Origin of the sequence: uncultured Tateyamaria sp., assembly GCF_947494755.1 — a bacterium.
Taxonomy (GTDB): domain Bacteria; phylum Pseudomonadota; class Alphaproteobacteria; order Rhodobacterales; family Rhodobacteraceae; genus Tateyamaria.
Genome location: NZ_CANLVZ010000004.1, coordinates 197,283 through 214,788 on the forward strand (window position 1 = coordinate 197,283; position 17,506 = coordinate 214,788).

The following is a 17,506-nucleotide window of genomic DNA, read 5'->3' on the forward strand; positions in this document are numbered from 1 at the left end:
GTGCCGGTCTTCACCGCCCCGGGCGGCATCGACATCGCCTATGACGCGCAAGGCAGCGGCGCACCCGTCCTGCTGCTGCACGGCTTTCCACAGACCCGCGCGATGTGGCACGCCATTGCGCCCGCGCTGGCGCAAGAATTCACCGTCGTGACCGCCGACCTGCGCGGCTATGGGGCCAGCACGAAACCCGCGCAGATGCAGGATATGAGTTTTCGTGCCATGGCAGATGATCAGCGCGCGCTGATGGCGCATCTGGGGCATGACAGCTTTCATCTCGTTGGCCACGACCGGGGTGCGCGTACGGCCCATCGGCTGGCGCTGGACGCGCCCGAAGCAGTGCGCACGCTCACGCTGATGGATATCGTGCCCACGCATCTGTTGCTCGATGATTTGAGCCAACAGGTCGCGCGCGCCTATTACCACTGGTTCTTTCTGGCCCAACCCAGCCCCCTTCCCGAGACCCTGATTGGGCACGACCCTGACGCCTATTTCCAAAGCTGCCTTGCCGGATGGGGTGGCGACATCGACCAGTTCGATGCCCAGGCACTAGAGGCCTACCGCACCGCATGGCGCGACCCGGACTGCATCCGCGCGATGTGCCACGACTACCGCGCGGCCATTGATGTGGATTTCACACTTGATACCACAGACTTGTGGCGCACTGTTAATGTGATTTCGTTAGTGCTTTTCGGGACGGATGGCATCATGGGCCGCGCCTATGACGTGGGTGCGACCTGGGCGGACCGGCTGTCGGACATGCAATGCCATGGGCTTCCGGGTGGGCACTTCTTTCCCGACACACATCCGCGCGAAACAACTGATGCGCTGCTTGGATTTCTAAAGCAACAGGTCTGAGGCCGACGCTTAGATCACGCCGAAAAACCGCTCGGGCAGCTCATATTGGGTACCATAGTCGGGCCGGTCAAAGTGGTAAAACCCGGTCGTTCCGCGTGGTTTGAAACTACGGCGCATCCGTCGGCGCAGCGGAGTCATGTCAAACCCCTCCACCATGCGCAGGTCGGCGAACCCCTCAAAGACCGCGCGATCCTCTCCGCGCGCTTCAGCAAACCAGTGGCGGCCAATCGCTGCTTCTTTCACACCCGCCTGCACCTCTTCGGTCACTTTGTTGCGGTGGTCCATCACGCCGACATAGGCCCCGAAATCGCAGAATTTGAGGTGCATGAGATAGAGGTCATCGGGTGCAAAAATCTTGTCGAACTGGGTGAAATGGCCACCGCGCGCGACCTTGACGGGGGCCGAAATGATGCACGGTTTGGAATAGTGCGGCGCGGGGCGCACATGGCGACGCGGGCCAAGGATGTGATCCTCAATCGGGTCAGGCTCCAGATCGATGCGGTGGATAACCTCAAAGCCCAGAGGCGTCAGCACCCGCCCCTCCGGCGCGTCCTCAAGATAGTCCAGCAGCGTGCCGCCCGCGTCCGGGTCACGGATCACCAGTTCATCCACATCGCCCACAATCACATGGCGATAATAGCGGCGCAAACCGCCCATGATGTTATTCAGCAGGCCCCACCGTTTGACGTCGAAATTCTTGTGTGGATCTCCGGGAATGCCGATGATGTTGCACCCCTCGGCCAGGGCGGCCACCTCGGCCCCGCGGCCATGGTTGACGATGTAGCAGTTTTCGCGCCCGAACATCTCGCCGTAATGGCGCAGCCACGCCTTCAGAAAAAACGCGTCATCGCGCACCATGGTGACGGCGGCCACTGTCTGCATATCGAAAAAACCTGTTTCTTGTCCTCTGGCGCAAAGGTTACCCTCTCGCGACTGCAAAGAGAATCGAAAAGGGCAGAATATGTCACTTGATCAACCGGGTGCCGCGATGAGCCAGACAGGCTGGCTCATGCATCGACATACCGAGACCGAGTGCGACATGTTTCAGGTGCTGGGCGAACGGGGCTGTGGCACCAATGTGGTGCGCAAAACCATCACGAAATCCGTCAGGCTGCACCGTACCGAAGCACTGGGTTGGAAGCATGGATTTCCGGCCATGGTGGCCATTCCACGCTCCATGGTCGTGGTCTGCGCCTTCAGAAACGCCTTTGATTGGGCGGCCTCGCTTTATAAGCGCCCATGGCACGCCGACGACGCCATGCAATCGCTGTCCTTTTCCGAATTCCTGCGCGCCCCATGGGACGGGGTTGTTGATCGCACCACAGATTTCGAGATGATCCACCCCGAGCTGCAAGTCGATGGGCATATGCTGCAATTTGACCGCCACCCGATCCACGGCACCCGGTTTTCGAACATCTTCGAGATGAGGGCGCTCAAGGCCCGGAGCCTTCTGGGAATGTTGCAACGGGAGTCCAATATTGTGCTGGTCCGCTTTGAAGCGTTTCGCGACCAGCCCGAGGCCTTTGTGAACGATCTGAGCACCGTCTTTGATCTGGCCCCCACCGAACGCGGCTATCGCCCCATCACCCGCAACATGGGCAATCGGTTTCGCCCGACGGTGAGGGGACGTGAAAAGCCGCCCGAGGTGTGGTCGGATGAGGACAAGGCCTGGGCCATGTCGCAACTGGACTCCGAACTTGAGGCGGCTCTTGGATACCACTACGCTGTTTGAGGGGCTGTGGGTCGTTTGACAACTAAGGGAAATGGCGCGGTTGACGGGGCTCGAACCCGCGACCCCCGGCGTGACAGGCCGGTACTCTAACCAACTGAGCTACAACCGCGCATCTGTTGCCGGGTTAACGCCGGGGCCGGCGGTCATCTCAAAGCCATGACAGGCTGGCAGCAGTGGCGCGGTTGACGGGGCTCGAACCCGCGACCCCCGGCGTGACAGGCCGGTACTCTAACCAACTGAGCTACAACCGCCCGCTGCGTTTTGCGGTCATATGTGGCCCGCCCTGCCCCGTCAAGCAGGGTTTTGAGGTTATTGCGCCAAATTGTGCAATCGACAAAGCGGTCACACCCGCGCCGCTGCGGGACGACGGCGCGAGGACGCTTCAGTTGGCCGGTGCCGGGATAAATTCATCCTCGTCACCGGGCGGCAATCGGAAGCGGCCATGGGCCCAGTCCCCTGCGCGCCACGCCTCTTTGGCCGCCTCGATCCGTTCCTTTGAGGAGGCCACGAAATTCCACCAGATATGGCGGGACCCTTCCAATGTCGCCCCGCCCAGCATCATCAGGCGCGCGCCCTGTGCGCCGGCCTTCAGGCTGAGCGCGTCACCGGGGCGAAACACCATCATTTTGCCCGCCTCGAACACCTCACCGCCCACGGAAATCTTGCCTTGAACGACATATACCCCGCGATCCTCGTGGTTGTCAGGCAGCGGAATGCTGGCCCCCGCCTCAAGGATCGCATCGGCATAGAACATCTCGGACGCGGTCTTGACCGGTGCCCGCTCGCCCCAGGCATCCCCGAGGATGAGGCGTACCTCTTTGCCCTCGCCTTGCAGATACGGGAGCGCATCCTTTGGCGCGTGCTCAAAATCGGCCGGATCGTCCTCGGCATCCTTGGGCAGCGCGACCCACGTCTGGATGCCAAACAGATCATGGGGCCGCTCCCGGATCTCGCCGTCGGTACGTTCGGAATGGGTGATGCCATGGCCCGCCACCATCCAGTTGACCGCCCCCGGCTCGATCCACTGATCCGTGCCCAGACTGTCACGGTGATGGATCTTGCCCTTGTAAAGATAGGTCACCGTCGCCAGCCCGATATGGGGATGCGGGCGCACGTCGATGCCTTTACCTGTCACGAACTCAGCCGGACCCATCTGGTCGAAAAAGATAAACGGTCCAACCATCTGGCGCTTGGGCGCAGGCAAGGCGCGGCGCACCTCGAACCCGCCCAGATCGCGGGCACGCGGGACAATCACCATCTCAATCGCATCCACCGCATCACCTTTGGGGCAATCAGGATCAAGGGCGGGATTCCAGCTCATCTCGGGCGCTCCATGTATGCGACGGTGCCAGAACAATACCGCAATGGCGAGGGCACACAATCCGCGAATAATGGCGGGGGTGGGTGCAGCGGTGCACAGACTGTCCGCTCGCGGGTTGGTATGAATGGTAGGGGTGATCGGCGAGAGCTTTAGGGTGAGTATTAGGTGCGTCCGAGATGGGCAGGTTTTGTGCGGGAAGGTCGGGTTTGAGCCCATTCTACGGATGCTGCGTTGTGATTGAATGTCCGCTTTGCGTGCCGTAGGCCAGCATTTCAAAACGCCTCTTGTAGGACTGTTGTAGTTACGGTCTCCCAGTTACAATGTTGCCTCTATGGACTTGGCTACAGCCAGTCTGCCACGGTTTCTTTGAGTGCATTGGTATCGGCATTTTCGCCGTGCACTGCGATCAACTGTTCAACCACGTCAAATTGTGAAACGGCATGACCCAAATCCCAAACCCCCAACAGGTCGGCGTAGATCGGCACATAACGCTTGTCTGCTGACGCAAGATAGGATGCTGGCACCTCGCCGAATTGGGCTTCGTCGTGCTCGCTGATACAGCTCATTTGGTTGTCTTGATTTTCCTTGATCAGAGAAACGACGCTACCAAGCCAAGCGGCAAGCGGTTCGCGCATCGCCGGTATAGATATGAGTTTTTGCCACGCGGAGCTGAAGGGTTCGTCCCAGGAGTCAAGTTCGCAATCACCGGGACGCCACGTTCCAGACAAATCAATGGTAGAGTAATACAGGTCATCGTCGCTCAGACTCTCCCGAACAAGCGTTAGCGCATCATTAAGGTCTTTGCTCATTTGAGCGACGGAACCATCGTTTTGAACGCTGATAATGAGCGTCATGCTGCTTGCGTCAGCGTAGGGTGTCAAAGCCATGAGAGGTCGTCGTCTAGAGCCAGTTTTGTAATTCCGACATTAAGTTCCTACATTCCAGCCTTTGTTGGGCGAAACCGTGTCGGAAAAATTACGTCGGTGATCACGATTGGTTAATTTGTTGGCAGACATTCGTCAGAAGCTTACGAATGATAGCTTCGTCCGCCAAACAACCCCCAAAAAACCCTGTCCAACCCTCACCCAAACCGCTTGCGCATCGCGTCATTCACCAGCGGGGTCACGAACTTGCTCACATCTCCGCCTAGGCGCGCGATTTCCTTGACCAGTTTCGACGCAATCGCCTGATGTTCGGCTTCGGCCATCAGAAACACCGTCTCGATACTGTCATTGAGTTGCCGGTTCATGCCGACCATCTGGAATTCATACTCGAAATCCGCAACCGCGCGCAGGCCGCGAAAGATAATCCGCGCACCCACATCCGCGGCACAGTCAATCAGCAGGTTTTCGAACGGGTGCGCTATGATCTCGGTGCCGGTCTGCTCGCTCAGCTTGGCGCATTCGGCCTCGATCATGGCCACGCGTTCTTCGAGCGAAAACAGTGGCCCCTTGTCGCGGTTGATGGCGACCCCGATAACAAGGCGGTCGACCATTGGACTGGCGCGGCGGATGATGTCGATATGGCCCAACGTGATCGGGTCGAATGTGCCAGGGTACAGGCCGATGCGCATGGGACGCCTCCGTCAGTCTTGATCGTTGCACTGCACCATTAACGCTGGCGGAACGCAAGTCGGCTCAGTGGCCCATGATCATGCCCTGAAGGGCGTCTTTTTCCATCGCCAACTCGGTCAGCCGGGCCTTGACCACATCACCAAGCGTGATGAGGCCGACAAGCTGGCCCTCCTCGACCACAGGCATGTGGCGGAACCGGCCTTCGGTCATTTGCTGCAACACATCATCGGCGCTGTCATTGCGCTGGCAGGTGACCAGTTTGGAAGTCATGAATTTTTCAACCGGGTCGTTCAGGATCGCCCCGCCCCGTTTGGCCAGCACCCGCACGATATCGCGCTCTGACAGGATGCCTTGGGCGTTGTGCCCGTCTGCGGAGACAACCACGGTCCCGATCTTGCGCTCGGCCAGGATTTGCACCGCTTCAGACACCTTTGTGGCGGGTTTGACGGTGACAACTGCATCGTCGGATTTCGACTTGAGAATCTGGTGGACGAGCATCGGAGGCTCCTTCAATTTGGCCTGGTCACCACCAGCGTCGTGTCCTGACCCGGTCGGTGTCAAGCCCGTCGTGGGCGCGGTGCGGTCTGTCGCCGATCCAAGTCCCTCACGGCAGGCAGAGACGTGATACCAGTGACCGACTTGAAGTATCGACCGCAACCATCTGCAAAAAATAGATTTAAACGCAGTCCACCGCCGCTTTTTCCAACCGTGCAACCTCTGCGCGCAAACCCTGCGTGAGCAGAGTCGCAAAACGGCTTAATCGCCCCTGGCCTTGATCTGCGGAGTGCCGGATCAGGAAAAAGCTGCGTGTGATCGAAAACGCATCCATCAAAATGCGCCGCACGTCGGGGGCCGCATCAAGCGCGAAATCATGCACGACCCCGACCCCGCCGCCCTGACGCAGCAGGTTCAACTGCACCGAGACCGAATTGGAGGTCAGCGCCACACGCGGCAAGCCTGCATCCGCAAGGTAGTCCAGCTCGCGGTCAAAGATCATGTCGGGGATGTAGCCGATGATCCGGTGGCCTTGCAGATCGCGCAGGGTGCGGATCGGGGGCGCGCTGGCCAAATATTGAGCCCCCGCCGCAAAGTGCAGCTTGTAATCCGTGATCCGCTGCACCGTCAGACGCCCCGCCGTGGGCGCGCTGACTGCAATGGCCAGGTCCGCCTCGCGGCGCGACAGGTTGAACACACGCGGCAGCGCCACGATCTGAATGTCCAGATCCGGGTGGCGCGCGCTGAGATCGGCGCAGACTTGCGGCAGCAGAAAATTCGCACAGCCATCCGGGGCACCAATGCGGATCTGCCCGCTCAGCGCGGCAGAACGCGCATTGCCTGCGGCCCCGTCATGCCCGGCCACGTCATCGGTCGCGGCCCGCATCGCCACCTCGGCCGCCTGGGCGCGTACCATCAACCGCTCTCCCATATCGGTAAGCGCGTAGCCCTGCGGCGATTTCACGAACAAGACCGTGTTCAAATCCCGCTCAAGCCGGGCCACGCGTCGCCCAAGTGTCGCGGCATCCAAGCGCACGGCCTTGCTGGCCCCTGACAGTGTTTCGGCACGCGCCACGGCGAGAAACAGGCGCAGATCATCCCATCGCGTTTGCAAATCCAGCCCTTTCTGACATCTTCCATTCTGCAAAAATGCAAAACGGTTTTGCTCAGTTGCCTCTTTTACACCGCATTTTGCAAGACTATCATTGGCCCAACACGGATCGCACAGATATCGGTCCTTACCGTCACACGCGCACCCGCGCACCGCAGGAGACATCATGCAAGAACTCACCCATTACATCGGCGGCGCGCACGTCAAAGGCACATCAGGTCGGTTCGCGGATGTGATGAACCCGGCCACAGGCGAGGTGCAGGCCAAGGTCCCGCTCGCGTCGGCTGACGAAGTGGCGCACGCGGTTGAGGTTGCGGCAAAGGCGCAGGTGGCGTGGGCTGCTGTCAATCCACAACGCCGAGCGCGGGTGATGATGAAATTTGTCGATCTGCTCAACCGCGACATGGACAAGCTGGCCGAGGCGCTTAGCCGCGAACATGGCAAGACGCTGCCGGATGCCGCCGGTGACGTGCAGCGCGGGCTTGAGGTTGTGGAGTACTGCATCGGCGCGCCCCACCTGCTGAAAGGCGAATATACCGACAGCGCGGGCCCCGGCATCGACATGTACTCCATGCGTCAGGCGCTTGGGGTGACGGCTGGCATCACACCCTTCAACTTCCCCGCCATGATCCCGATGTGGATGTTTGCGCCCGCCATTGCGTGCGGCAACGCCTTTATCCTGAAACCCTCCGAACGTGACCCGTCCGTGCCTCTGATGCTGGCCGAGTTGATGGAGGAAGCGGGACTGCCGCCCGGCATCCTGCAAGTCGTGAACGGCGACAAGGAAGCCGTGGATGCGATCCTGCATCACGATGTGATCCAATCGATCGGCTTTGTCGGATCGACCCCGATTGCGGAATACATCTATGCCACGGGCTGTGCGAACGGCAAACGCGTGCAGTGTTTCGGCGGGGCCAAGAACCACATGATCATCATGCCTGATGCAGACATGGATCAGGCCGCCGACGCCCTTGTCGGCGCTGGATACGGTGCCGCAGGTGAGCGGTGCATGGCGATCTCGGTGGCCGTGCCCGTGGGGGATGAGACCGCCGACCGCCTGATCGAAAAGCTGGTGCCGCGCATCGAAAAGCTGAAAGTCGGCCCCTACACCTCGGGCAATGACGTGGATTACGGGCCCGTTGTGACGGCTGCGGCCAAGGCCAATATCGAACGGCTTGTGCAATCGGGCGTCGATCAGGGGGCCAAGCTGGTTGTTGACGGGCGTGACTTCAAATTGCAGGGCTATGAGGACGGATATTTCGTTGGCCCGCACCTCTTCGATAACGTGACCAAGGACATGGACATCTACACCCAAGAGATCTTTGGCCCCGTCCTGTCGACCGTGCGCGCCCAAAGCTACGAAGAGGCGCTTGGCCTTGCGATGGACCACGAATATGGCAATGGCACCGCGATCTTTACCCGCGATGGGGATGCGGCGCGGGACTTTGCAAACCGGATCAACATCGGCATGGTGGGGATCAACGTACCAATCCCGGTGCCGTTGGCCTATCACACCTTCGGGGGCTGGAAGAAATCGGTGTTTGGCGATCTGAACCAGCACGGGCCCGACGCCTTCAAGTTCTACACCCGCACCAAAACCGTCACCGCACGCTGGCCGTCCGGCATCAAAGAAGGCGGCGAATTTTCGATCCCTGTCATGGAGTAATATGCCCGTTTCCTTCCGCATTTTCCCGAGACGCGGCCTTGTCGTGGTCCGGTATGCCGGCTTTGCCACCATCGATGAAACGGTGGCGGCGTCGCGCGCCTATGTGGGGGATCGCCATTATGCGGCGGGGCAAAAGCAACTTGTCGACATGACCGACATCACCGGCTTTGAAAAGGACTATGTGCGGTTCATGGAGTTGCAGGCGACCAAGGCCGAACGGCTGGCCGGGGCGGGTGTGCAATCGCTCGTCGTCTATATTGCCCCCACCCCGATCAGCAAAGAGGTCAGCGCGATGTTCATGCGATCCTGGGCGGATGTGGACGCGGTTGTGCCGCTTGTGCAGGACAGTGAGGCCAACGCGCTTGCCTTGCTCGGCCAGTCCGAAACCAGCATCGCCTCGCTCCTGCCCTGCGTCGATGGTCCGGCCTTGCAATAGTCTGGCAAGGATCGAAACTTAACGTGCGTTCAATTGGAAAAGTTACCAAACCGGAGGCGTCATGGACTTTGCCCTGACAGAGGAACAGATCGCGATTTTCGACATGGCATATGCCTTCGGGCAAGAGCAGATCGCGCCCTTCGCCCGCGAATGGGAAGCGGCGGGCACCATCCCCAAGACGCTCTGGCCCGAGGTTGGCGCGTTGGGCTTTGCGGGGCTGTATGTGCCCGAGACATCGGGTGGCGCGGGTCTGGGTCGTCTGGATGCAACACTGGTCTTCGAAGCGCTCAGCATGGCTTGCCCGTCGGTCGCCGCCTTTCTGTCGATCCACAACATGTGTGCCAAGATGATCGACAGTTTCGGCAGCGACGAAATGAAGGCGCGGGTGATGCCGGATGTGCTGACCATGCAAACCGTGCTCAGCTATTGCCTGACCGAACCCGGCAGCGGGTCCGACGCGGCCGCCCTGCGCACAAAGGCCGAGCGCACGAACGAGGGTTATATCCTCAACGGGACCAAGGCGTTCATCTCGGGCGGGGGCTATTCCGACGCTTATGTCTGCATGGTTCGCACTGGCGAGGATGGTCCCAAGGGTGTGTCCACCGTGCTGGTCGAGGACGGCACAGACGGCCTGAGTTTCGGCGCGCTTGAGGACAAGATGGGCTGGCGCAGCCAACCGACCGCTCAAGTCCAGTTTGACAATTGCAACATTTCCAGCGCCAATCTGGTAGGTGAAGAGGGTCAAGGTTTCAAATATGCGATGATGGGCCTGGATGGGGGCCGTCTGAACATTGCGGCCTGTTCGCTTGGGGCGGCGCAGACGGCCCTGAACAGCACATTGCTGTATATGGGCGAACGCAAGGCCTTTGGTCAGCCCATCGACCAGTTCCAGGGGTTGCAATTTCGCCTTGCCGATATGGAGATAGAGTTGCAGGCCGCGCGCACTTTTTTGCGTCAGGCGGCGTGGAAGCTGGATCAGGGGGCACCGGACGCCACCAAATTCTGCGCGATGGCCAAGAAGTTCGTGACCGAGGCGGGATCGAAAGTCGTCGATCAATGCCTGCAACTCCATGGCGGCTACGGCTATCTCGCCGATTACGGGATCGAAAAACTCGTGCGCGATCTGCGCGTCCACCAGATCCTCGAAGGCACAAACGAGATCATGCGCGTCATCGTCGCCCGCGACATGCTGAAAAACCGATGAGCGATATTTCGATCCGCATCACAGGCCGCGCGGGCCGCATCACCCTGCAACGCCCGCAGGCGCTGAACGCGATGACCTACGAGATGTGTCTGGCCATCGAAGCCGCACTGGATACATGGCGGACGAACCCGGCCGTGGACCTCATCGTGTTCGACGCCGAAGGCGAGCGTGCGTTCTGCTCGGGCGGCGACATTGCCGAACTCTATGCCACGGGCACCCAAGGCGATTACGCCTATGGCCAGAAGTTCTGGGCCGATGAATACCGGCTGAACCACAAGATTTTTCAGTACCCCAAACCCGTCGTGAGCTTCCTGCAAGGCTTTACCATGGGTGGCGGTGTCGGCATCGGCTGTCACGGATCACACCGGGTCGTGGGCGAAAGCAGCCAGATCGCGATGCCCGAATGCGGCATCGGTCTGGTGCCCGATGTGGGTGGCAGCCTAATGCTGGCCCTCGCGCCGGACCGGCTTGGTGAATATCTCGGCACGACGGGCGCGCGGATGAACGGGTCGGACGCGATATTTGCAGGATTCGCAGACGTTTACGTGCCCGAAGCTGGCTGGCCGGACCTCATCGCAGGGCTTGAGACAACCGGGGACGTCTCCGCCCTCGACGCAGCGGCGATCACCCCTGCCCCCGGCCCCATCCAGAACCGCATGGGCGACATCGACCGCCACTTTCACGGGCGCACCCTGGGCGATGTGCTGACGACCCTGCGGCAGGACGACAGCGATTTCGCGCGCGACACCCTGAAGGCGATGGGGCGCAACAGCCCGCTGTCGATGGCCTGCGCGATCGAGATCCTGCACCGGCTGCGCGGCCCGTCGCTCAGCATGGAGAAGGCGCTGGATCTGGAATACCGCTTTACCGCGCGCGCGATGGAACATGGCGACTTCCTCGAAGGGATCAGGGCCGCGATCATCGACAAGGACCGCAGCCCGAAATGGCAGTTCGCAGACATGCTCGTACCCACCAGCGCGGTCAGCAAGATGTTGATGCCGCTCAAGGAAATGGCCCTGAAACTCGGAGGAACGGGAATGAAGATCGGCTTTATTGGACTGGGCAATATGGGCGCGCCGATGGCCGCCAACCTCGCCGCCGCCGGGCATAGCGTGACCGGCTTCGACGTGGCGGGCACCACCGCGAAAGGCGTGGCCCAGGCCCCCGATGCAGAGGCGGCTGCGCGGGACATGGATGTGGTAATTACCATGCTGCCCAATGGCACCATCCTGCGCGATGTGACGGCCACGATCATCCCGGCCATGCGTTCAGGTGCGACATTGATCGACTGTTCGACCGTGGATGTGGAAAGCGCGCGGGCCGTGGCCGAGCAAGCCTACGCCGCGGGGCTGTTGGCCGTTGATGCGCCGGTGTCGGGCGGGATCGGCGGGGCGGCGGGCGGCACACTGACCTTCATGGCCGGGGGCAGCGCGGACGCCTTTGCCACCGCAGAACCCCTGTTCGACATCATGGGCCAGAAGGCCGTGCATTGCGGCGATGCGGGTGCGGGGCAAGCGGCGAAGATCTGCAACAACATGATCCTCGGGGCCACCATGATCGCCACCTGCGAAGCCTTTGCTTTGGCCGACAAATTGGGGCTGGATCGGCAAAAGATGTTCGATGTGGCCAGCACATCCTCGGGCAATAGCTGGTCGATGAACGCCTATTGTCCGGCCCCCGGTGTGGGCCCGCAAAGCCCGGCGGACAATGACTATCAACCCGGTTTTGCGGCTGAATTGATGCTCAAAGACCTCGGCCTAAGCCAGCAGGCCGCCGAGGCGGTCGATGCGGACACACCCATGGGCGCACGCGCGCTCGAACTTTACCGTGCCTTCGTCGAGGACGAAGACGGGCGGGGGCGCGATTTCAGCGCAATGCTGCCCCGGTTCGAGCGGCGCGGACGGGGCTGACGCCCCTACTCTGCCGCGACCTTCTTGGGCTTGGGGGCCAGCATCGGCTTGAGGTAGTGACCGGTGTGGCTTTCGGCGACCTCGGCGACCGCTTCGGGCGTACCAGTCGCGACAACCTTACCACCCCCATCGCCTCCTTCGGGGCCGATATCGATGATCCAATCGGCGGTTTTCACCACGTCCAGATTGTGTTCGATCACGATCACCGAATTGCCCTGATCGACCAATTCATGCAGCACTTCCAATAGCTTGCGTACATCTTCGAAGTGGAGGCCCGTCGTAGGCTCGTCCAGAATATAAAGCGTGCGACCCGTCGAGCGTTTGGACAGTTCCTTGGACAATTTGACCCGCTGCGCCTCGCCCCCCGACAGGGTCGTGGCCTGCTGGCCGACCTTGATGTACCCTAGTCCAACCCGCATCAGCGCATCCATCTTTTCGCGGATCGACGGCACAGCGGCAAAGAAGGTCTGCGCATCCTCCACCGTCATGTCGAGCACGTCGGCAATGGACTTGCCCTTGAACTTGATCTCGAGCGTTTCGCGGTTGTAGCGCGCGCCCTTGCAGGTCTCGCATTCCACATAGACATCCGGCAGGAAGTGCATCTCGATCTTGATGACACCGTCGCCCTGACAGGCCTCGCAGCGCCCGCCCTTGACGTTGAACGAAAAACGCCCAGGCTTGTAGCCACGCGCCTTGGACTCGGGCAGGCCGGAAAACCAGTCGCGAATGGGGGTAAAGGCACCGGTATAGGTCGCCGGGTTCGAGCGCGGCGTGCGCCCGATGGGCCGTTGGTCGATGTCTATGACCTTGTCGAGATGTTCGAGCCCCTTGATCGTCTCGCAAGGCGCGGGCGTCTGGCGCGCCCCGTTCAGGCGCATCGAGGCGGTCTTGAACAGCGTCTCGATGGTGAGCGTGGATTTGCCCCCGCCCGACACCCCGGTCACGCAGACGAACTTGCCAAGCGGGAAGTCGACCGTCACGTTTTGGAGGTTGTTGCCGGTCGCCTTGACCACCTTCAGTGTCTTCTTCTTGCCCTTGCGCCGGGTCGTCGGCACTGCAATCTCGCGCACGCCCGTCAGGTATTGGCCAGTGATTGAGTCTGCGTGGGCCGCGATCGCGTCGGGCGTGCCGTGTGCCACCACCTGCCCGCCATGCACCCCTGCGCCGGGGCCAATGTCAAAGACATAGTCCGCCTCGCGGATCGCTTCCTCGTCATGTTCGACCACGATCACGGTGTTGCCTTGATCGCGCAGGTTCTTGAGTGTGCCAAGAAGCCGGTCATTGTCGCGTTGGTGCAGGCCGATGGATGGTTCATCAAGGACGTAGAGAACCCCGGTCAGCCCCGACCCGATTTGGCTGGCCAGACGAATACGCTGGCTCTCGCCACCACTTAAAGTACCACTTGAACGTGAGAGCGTAAGATACTCCAAACCCACGTTATTCAGGAATCCAAGACGCTCACGAATTTCCTTCAGGATCGCCCGCGCGATCTCGTTTTTCTGCTGTGTCAGGTGTTCGGGCACCGTATTGCACCATTCAAACGCCTCACGGATCGACATTTCGACCACCTGGCCCGCGTGCAGCAATTCATCCGGCTTGTCTGATGGGCCAATTTTCACGGCCAGGGCCTCGGGACGAAGCCGATAGCCCTCGCAGACGCCGCACGGGCGGTTGTTTTGGTAACGCTCGAACTCTTCGCGGATCCAGTTGCTGTCCGTCTCGCGGTAGCGGCGCTCCATGTTGGGAATGACGCCTTCGAACACGCGCGTGACCTGATAGACGCGCCCGCCCTCGTCATAGCGGAACGGCAATTCCTCGTCGCCCGAGCCGTATAGAAACACCTGTTTCACATGCGCGGGCAGGTCTTTCCACTTGGTCTGGGCGTCAAATTCATAATGTTTTGCAATGGCTTCGATGGTTTGCAGGAAATAAGGCGATTTGCCCTTGCGCCACGGGGCCAGCGCGCCGTCATAGACCTTGAGGTTCTGATCGGGCACCACAAGCCGTTCGTCAAAGAATAACTCGTGCCCCAGACCGTCACAGGCCGGGCAAGCCCCGAAGGGCGCGTTGAAGGAAAACAGGCGCGGTTCGATCTCTGGGATGGTGAAGCCGCTAACAGGGCAGGCAAATTTCTCAGAAAACGTCATGCGTTCCGGCTCGCCCTCGGTCGGGGCGGTTTCGAGGATCGCGATGCCGTCCGCCAAATCGAGCGCGGTGCGCAAGCTGTCGGCAAGCCGCGTTTCCAACCCCTCGCGGATCACGATCCGATCTACCACAACGTCGATATCATGGCGGAATTTCTTGTCGAGCGTGGGCGGCTCGTCCAACTCGTAGAACTGCCCGTCGACCTTGACCCGCTGGAACCCCTGCTTGCGCAACTCGATGAATTCCTTGCGGTATTCGCCCTTGCGGTCGCGGATTATGGGGGCCAGCAGATAGCCGCGCGTACCCTCCTCCAGCGCCATGATCCGGTCCACCATATCCTGCACCTGTTGCGCCTCGATGGGCTTGCCGGTTTCAGGCGAATAGGGCGTACCGACGCGCGCGAACAGCAGGCGCATGTAGTCATAAATCTCGGTCACGGTGCCGACGGTCGAACGGGGGTTTTTCGACGTCGTCTTTTGTTCGATGGAAATGGCGGGCGACAGGCCCGTGATGTGATCCACATCCGGTTTCTGCATCATGTCAAGGAACTGACGCGCATAGGCCGACAGCGATTCCACATAGCGGCGCTGCCCCTCGGCATAGATCGTATCAAAGGCGAGGCTGGATTTGCCCGACCCCGAAAGCCCGGTGATTACAACCAGTTGGTCGCGCGGAATGTCCACGTCGATGGATTTGAGGTTGTGCTCGCGCGCGCCGCGCACCTCGATATTCTTTTGCTCGGCCATGTCAGCCCCCCGGAATTAACCTGTCATACATAGTCCCACAGGACGCGCCCGCCAACGGAAAAACGAGAACAAGATGTGAACATGCGTTCTGTTGCCACAAACTGTCAGCGCATCCGCCGCCGTGCCATCCATGCGTGCACAGTCAAGCCACCGCCAAGCACCGCAATGCAGGTCCAGATTAACCCCGGAAACCCTGCGACCCCCAACACAACCAGCAAGACAGGTGTGCCAAGCGTGTTGCCCAGATTGCCCGTCTGCGCAAGCGCGCCGTAGGCTTGGGATTGGTGCGCTGCACTCTCGTTCAGCTGCGGGACAGCGGCGAAACTGGCCCCCTGCACCAGCCCCAATGCGCCCGCCAAGGCGAGGCAGGCCGCAGGCAGCCCCGGCGCGATCCAGAGCCACAACAGCGACGCGATACAGAGCGCAAAACCGATCTGCACCAAGGCCACCGCGCTGATCACCCGCAGCGCCAGCACCCCAAGCGTCATCGACACCGCAATCGACATCAGCGGCATCGCCCCCATCACCCAAGCCCGCCATTCGGGCGCGATGTAGGGCGGCAGGACCGTCAAAATGGCCAGAAAGCAGAACGTGTAGAACAGCCACCCTGCCCCCGGTGCCGCGATGCGCGGGGACCGATAGATGGTGAGGTGGTCTTGGATGATCCCACTGAGGGACAGCGCGCCTTCGGGTGGCACCTCGATTGGCCTCAGGATCAGCGCCAGCAGCACGGCAAACCCGGCCATCCAGAGCGCATGGGCCAGAAACAGCGCCTCGATCCCGTGGGCATCGGCCAAGGGCAGCCCAAAGGCGACCAGCAGGGTGAAGGCGACCCCGAAGAATGTGCTCCAGAGCGTCAGGGTCAGGCCGCGATCCTTGGGGGCGCTGAGTTGCGCGATCAACGTGGGTGCGGCGACGACGATGGCCAGATGCGACATGCCTTCGATCACGCGGCTGGCCAGCATCCATGGCAGGCCGGGCAAGGTCGCCTGAAACACCGACACGGCCGCCCCGACCCACAGCGCCCACAACATCGCGCGGCGATAGCGGATGCGCGCCACGGCCAGCCCCGCAACAACCCCAAGCAGGATGCCCACAAAGCCAACCAGCGAGACGATAAAGCCCAGGGCCGCGCCAGCGTCCGGATAGGCCGCGCCGAGCCGGTCAAAGATCACGCTGATCTTGGCATATTGGCCTGCCGCACCCAGACCAGCGCCCCAAAGGGCGAGGACAAGGGGAAAGGAGGTGCGCACGGTCATCCCCCTGCGCTATCCCCGAACGGGGCGCGCCGCAACCCGCCCGCGTAATTGCCTTATTGCCGTCGATCTGAGGTCACAAAGCCCCGCCATACGTGCCCCAGCCACCACGTGTGAAAGGCATGGGCCATGGAAATCCTGAACGACATCGCGAACGTGTTCAACGGCAATATGCTGATCAACGTGATCCTCGTGCCCTTCCTGATGTGCGCCATCGTCTATACGGTCTACAAAAAGCGCGACGCCTTTGGCCGGGACGCCGTGCAGAACACTGCCGCCACGCTGCTGGTCGGATGCATGAATTTTGGCGTCGCCTTGCTTTTCTACAAGGATATCAACGCCTTTGCCCAATCCGCCTATGACGCGTTGCACATCCCCACCCTGCCCGAGACGCTATGGACAAGTGTACCCTTGTGGCTGGTCTGTATCATCGGGATCGTGGCCAAGGATTTCGTCGATTACTGGAACCACCGGCTGATGCACACCCGGTGGGCCTGGCCCACGCACGCAGCGCATCATTCGGACACCCATGTGAACGCCTTTACCGCCTATCGCGTCCATTTCTTCGAGGCGGTCCTGATGTCGCTGAGCTATATCCTGCTGCTGACATGGATGCAGATCCCCCATGCGATCCCCGTCGTGGTGATGCTGAGTTCGATCCACAACATGTATGTGCACATGGACCTCGACTATGATCACGGGCGGCTGAAATACCTGATCGCCTCGCCCGTGTTTCACCGCTGGCATCATGCGGATGTGCCCGAGGCCCATGGCAAGAATATTGCAAACGTGATGCCGCTCTGGGATGTGCTGTTCGGCACCTACTACTATCCCGGCGTCTGCCGCGAAAAGATGGGCGCGCTGGAGTCCGGCATCGCCGACAAGAACCCGCTGCTGATCTACATCTATCCGATCCAGGAATGGACGCGGCTGGTGCGCACCGCGCTTGGTGGTGCACCGCGCCAGGTTGAACCGGCGCAGAACGCCCCCGTCCAGAACTGAAAAAGGCACGCGCGGTGTCGCACGTGCCTTTGTCTTTCGCCCTGTCGCAAGGG

General features: G+C 60.9%; 15 protein-coding genes, 2 tRNA genes and 1 pseudogene. 8 read left to right on the plus strand and 10 right to left on the minus strand.

Annotated features, from left to right (window positions below):
* Positions 1 to 855 carry an alpha/beta hydrolase gene (locus Q0908_RS06905; RefSeq protein ID WP_299282185.1) on the plus strand — a complete coding sequence of 285 codons (855 nt, stop codon included), beginning with the start codon at positions 1 to 3 and terminating at the stop codon, positions 853 to 855.
* 9 nt (positions 856 to 864) lie between these two features.
* On the opposite strand, the gene Q0908_RS06910 is transcribed toward Q0908_RS06905, so the two are convergent.
* On the minus strand, positions 865 to 1,737 hold the full coding sequence (locus Q0908_RS06910; RefSeq protein ID WP_299282187.1) for a glycosyltransferase family 2 protein: 873 nt from the start codon (positions 1,735 to 1,737) through the stop codon (positions 865 to 867).
* A 79-nt stretch (positions 1,738 to 1,816) separates the two neighbouring features.
* Here Q0908_RS06910 and Q0908_RS06915 point away from each other — a divergent pair, with 79 nt between their 5' ends.
* Positions 1,817 to 2,587, plus strand: a complete 771-nt coding sequence (locus Q0908_RS06915; RefSeq protein WP_299282189.1) for a hypothetical protein — start codon at positions 1,817 to 1,819, stop codon at positions 2,585 to 2,587.
* Positions 2,588 to 2,619: 32 nt separating this feature from the next.
* Here Q0908_RS06915 and Q0908_RS06920 read toward each other — a convergent pair.
* From Q0908_RS06920 to Q0908_RS06950, 7 genes are all read right to left on the minus strand, one after another.
* Positions 2,620 to 2,696, minus strand: a tRNA-Asp gene (locus Q0908_RS06920).
* A gap of 65 nt (positions 2,697 to 2,761) precedes the next feature.
* A tRNA-Asp gene (locus tag Q0908_RS06925) sits at positions 2,762 to 2,838 on the minus strand.
* A gap of 131 nt (positions 2,839 to 2,969) precedes the next feature.
* Positions 2,970 to 3,908, minus strand: coding sequence for a pirin family protein (locus Q0908_RS06930; protein ID WP_299282190.1), 939 nt, complete (start codon positions 3,906 to 3,908; stop codon positions 2,970 to 2,972).
* A gap of 341 nt (positions 3,909 to 4,249) precedes the next feature.
* Positions 4,250 to 4,762: a hypothetical protein gene (locus tag Q0908_RS06935; RefSeq protein WP_299282192.1), complete on the minus strand. Its 513-nt coding sequence runs from the start codon at positions 4,760 to 4,762 to the stop codon at positions 4,250 to 4,252.
* A gap of 227 nt (positions 4,763 to 4,989) precedes the next feature.
* Entirely contained in the window at positions 4,990 to 5,481 is a 492-nt protein-coding gene (coaD, locus tag Q0908_RS06940; protein WP_299282194.1) for a pantetheine-phosphate adenylyltransferase, read from the minus strand.
* A 64-nt stretch (positions 5,482 to 5,545) separates the two neighbouring features.
* On the minus strand, positions 5,546 to 5,980 hold the full coding sequence (locus Q0908_RS06945; RefSeq protein ID WP_299282196.1) for a CBS domain-containing protein: 435 nt from the start codon (positions 5,978 to 5,980) through the stop codon (positions 5,546 to 5,548).
* A 178-nt stretch (positions 5,981 to 6,158) separates the two neighbouring features.
* Entirely contained in the window at positions 6,159 to 7,091 is a 933-nt protein-coding gene (locus Q0908_RS06950) for a LysR family transcriptional regulator (protein WP_299282198.1), read from the minus strand.
* Positions 7,092 to 7,254: 163 nt separating this feature from the next.
* Between Q0908_RS06950 and Q0908_RS06955 the strand changes: the two genes are divergently transcribed.
* The 5 genes and pseudogenes from Q0908_RS06955 to mmsB all read left to right on the plus strand — a co-directional run bounded on the left by Q0908_RS06955 (position 7,255) and on the right by mmsB (position 12,304).
* Positions 7,255 to 8,754, plus strand: a complete 1,500-nt coding sequence (locus Q0908_RS06955) for a CoA-acylating methylmalonate-semialdehyde dehydrogenase (RefSeq protein WP_299282200.1) — start codon at positions 7,255 to 7,257, stop codon at positions 8,752 to 8,754.
* A gap of 1 nt (position 8,755) precedes the next feature.
* On the plus strand, positions 8,756 to 9,190 hold the full coding sequence (locus Q0908_RS06960) for a hypothetical protein (RefSeq protein ID WP_299282201.1): 435 nt from the start codon (positions 8,756 to 8,758) through the stop codon (positions 9,188 to 9,190).
* A gap of 61 nt (positions 9,191 to 9,251) precedes the next feature.
* Positions 9,252 to 10,394 carry an acyl-CoA dehydrogenase family protein gene (locus Q0908_RS06965; protein WP_299282203.1) on the plus strand — a complete coding sequence of 381 codons (1,143 nt, stop codon included), beginning with the start codon at positions 9,252 to 9,254 and terminating at the stop codon, positions 10,392 to 10,394.
* Positions 10,391 to 11,344: pseudogene (locus Q0908_RS20385) on the plus strand (enoyl-CoA hydratase/isomerase family protein); the annotation flags it as partial. The gene Q0908_RS06965 and the pseudogene Q0908_RS20385, both read left to right, overlap by 4 nt.
* 87 nt (positions 11,345 to 11,431) lie before the next feature.
* Positions 11,432 to 12,304 carry a 3-hydroxyisobutyrate dehydrogenase gene (gene mmsB / locus Q0908_RS20390; protein WP_366868851.1) on the plus strand — a complete coding sequence of 291 codons (873 nt, stop codon included), beginning with the start codon at positions 11,432 to 11,434 and terminating at the stop codon, positions 12,302 to 12,304.
* Between the two features lie 5 nt (positions 12,305 to 12,309).
* Here the strand turns inward: mmsB and uvrA are convergent, their stop codons facing one another.
* Positions 12,310 to 15,195 carry an excinuclease ABC subunit UvrA gene (gene uvrA / locus Q0908_RS06975; RefSeq protein WP_299282208.1) on the minus strand — a complete coding sequence of 962 codons (2,886 nt, stop codon included), beginning with the start codon at positions 15,193 to 15,195 and terminating at the stop codon, positions 12,310 to 12,312.
* A gap of 104 nt (positions 15,196 to 15,299) precedes the next feature.
* Complete coding sequence (locus tag Q0908_RS06980; protein WP_299282210.1) at positions 15,300 to 16,454, minus strand: MFS transporter; 1,155 nt, start codon at positions 16,452 to 16,454, stop codon at positions 15,300 to 15,302.
* A gap of 126 nt (positions 16,455 to 16,580) precedes the next feature.
* Between Q0908_RS06980 and Q0908_RS06985 the strand changes: the two genes are divergently transcribed.
* Positions 16,581 to 17,453 carry a sterol desaturase family protein gene (locus Q0908_RS06985; protein WP_299282212.1) on the plus strand — a complete coding sequence of 291 codons (873 nt, stop codon included), beginning with the start codon at positions 16,581 to 16,583 and terminating at the stop codon, positions 17,451 to 17,453.
* The last annotated feature ends 53 nt before the right edge of the window (positions 17,454 to 17,506 follow it).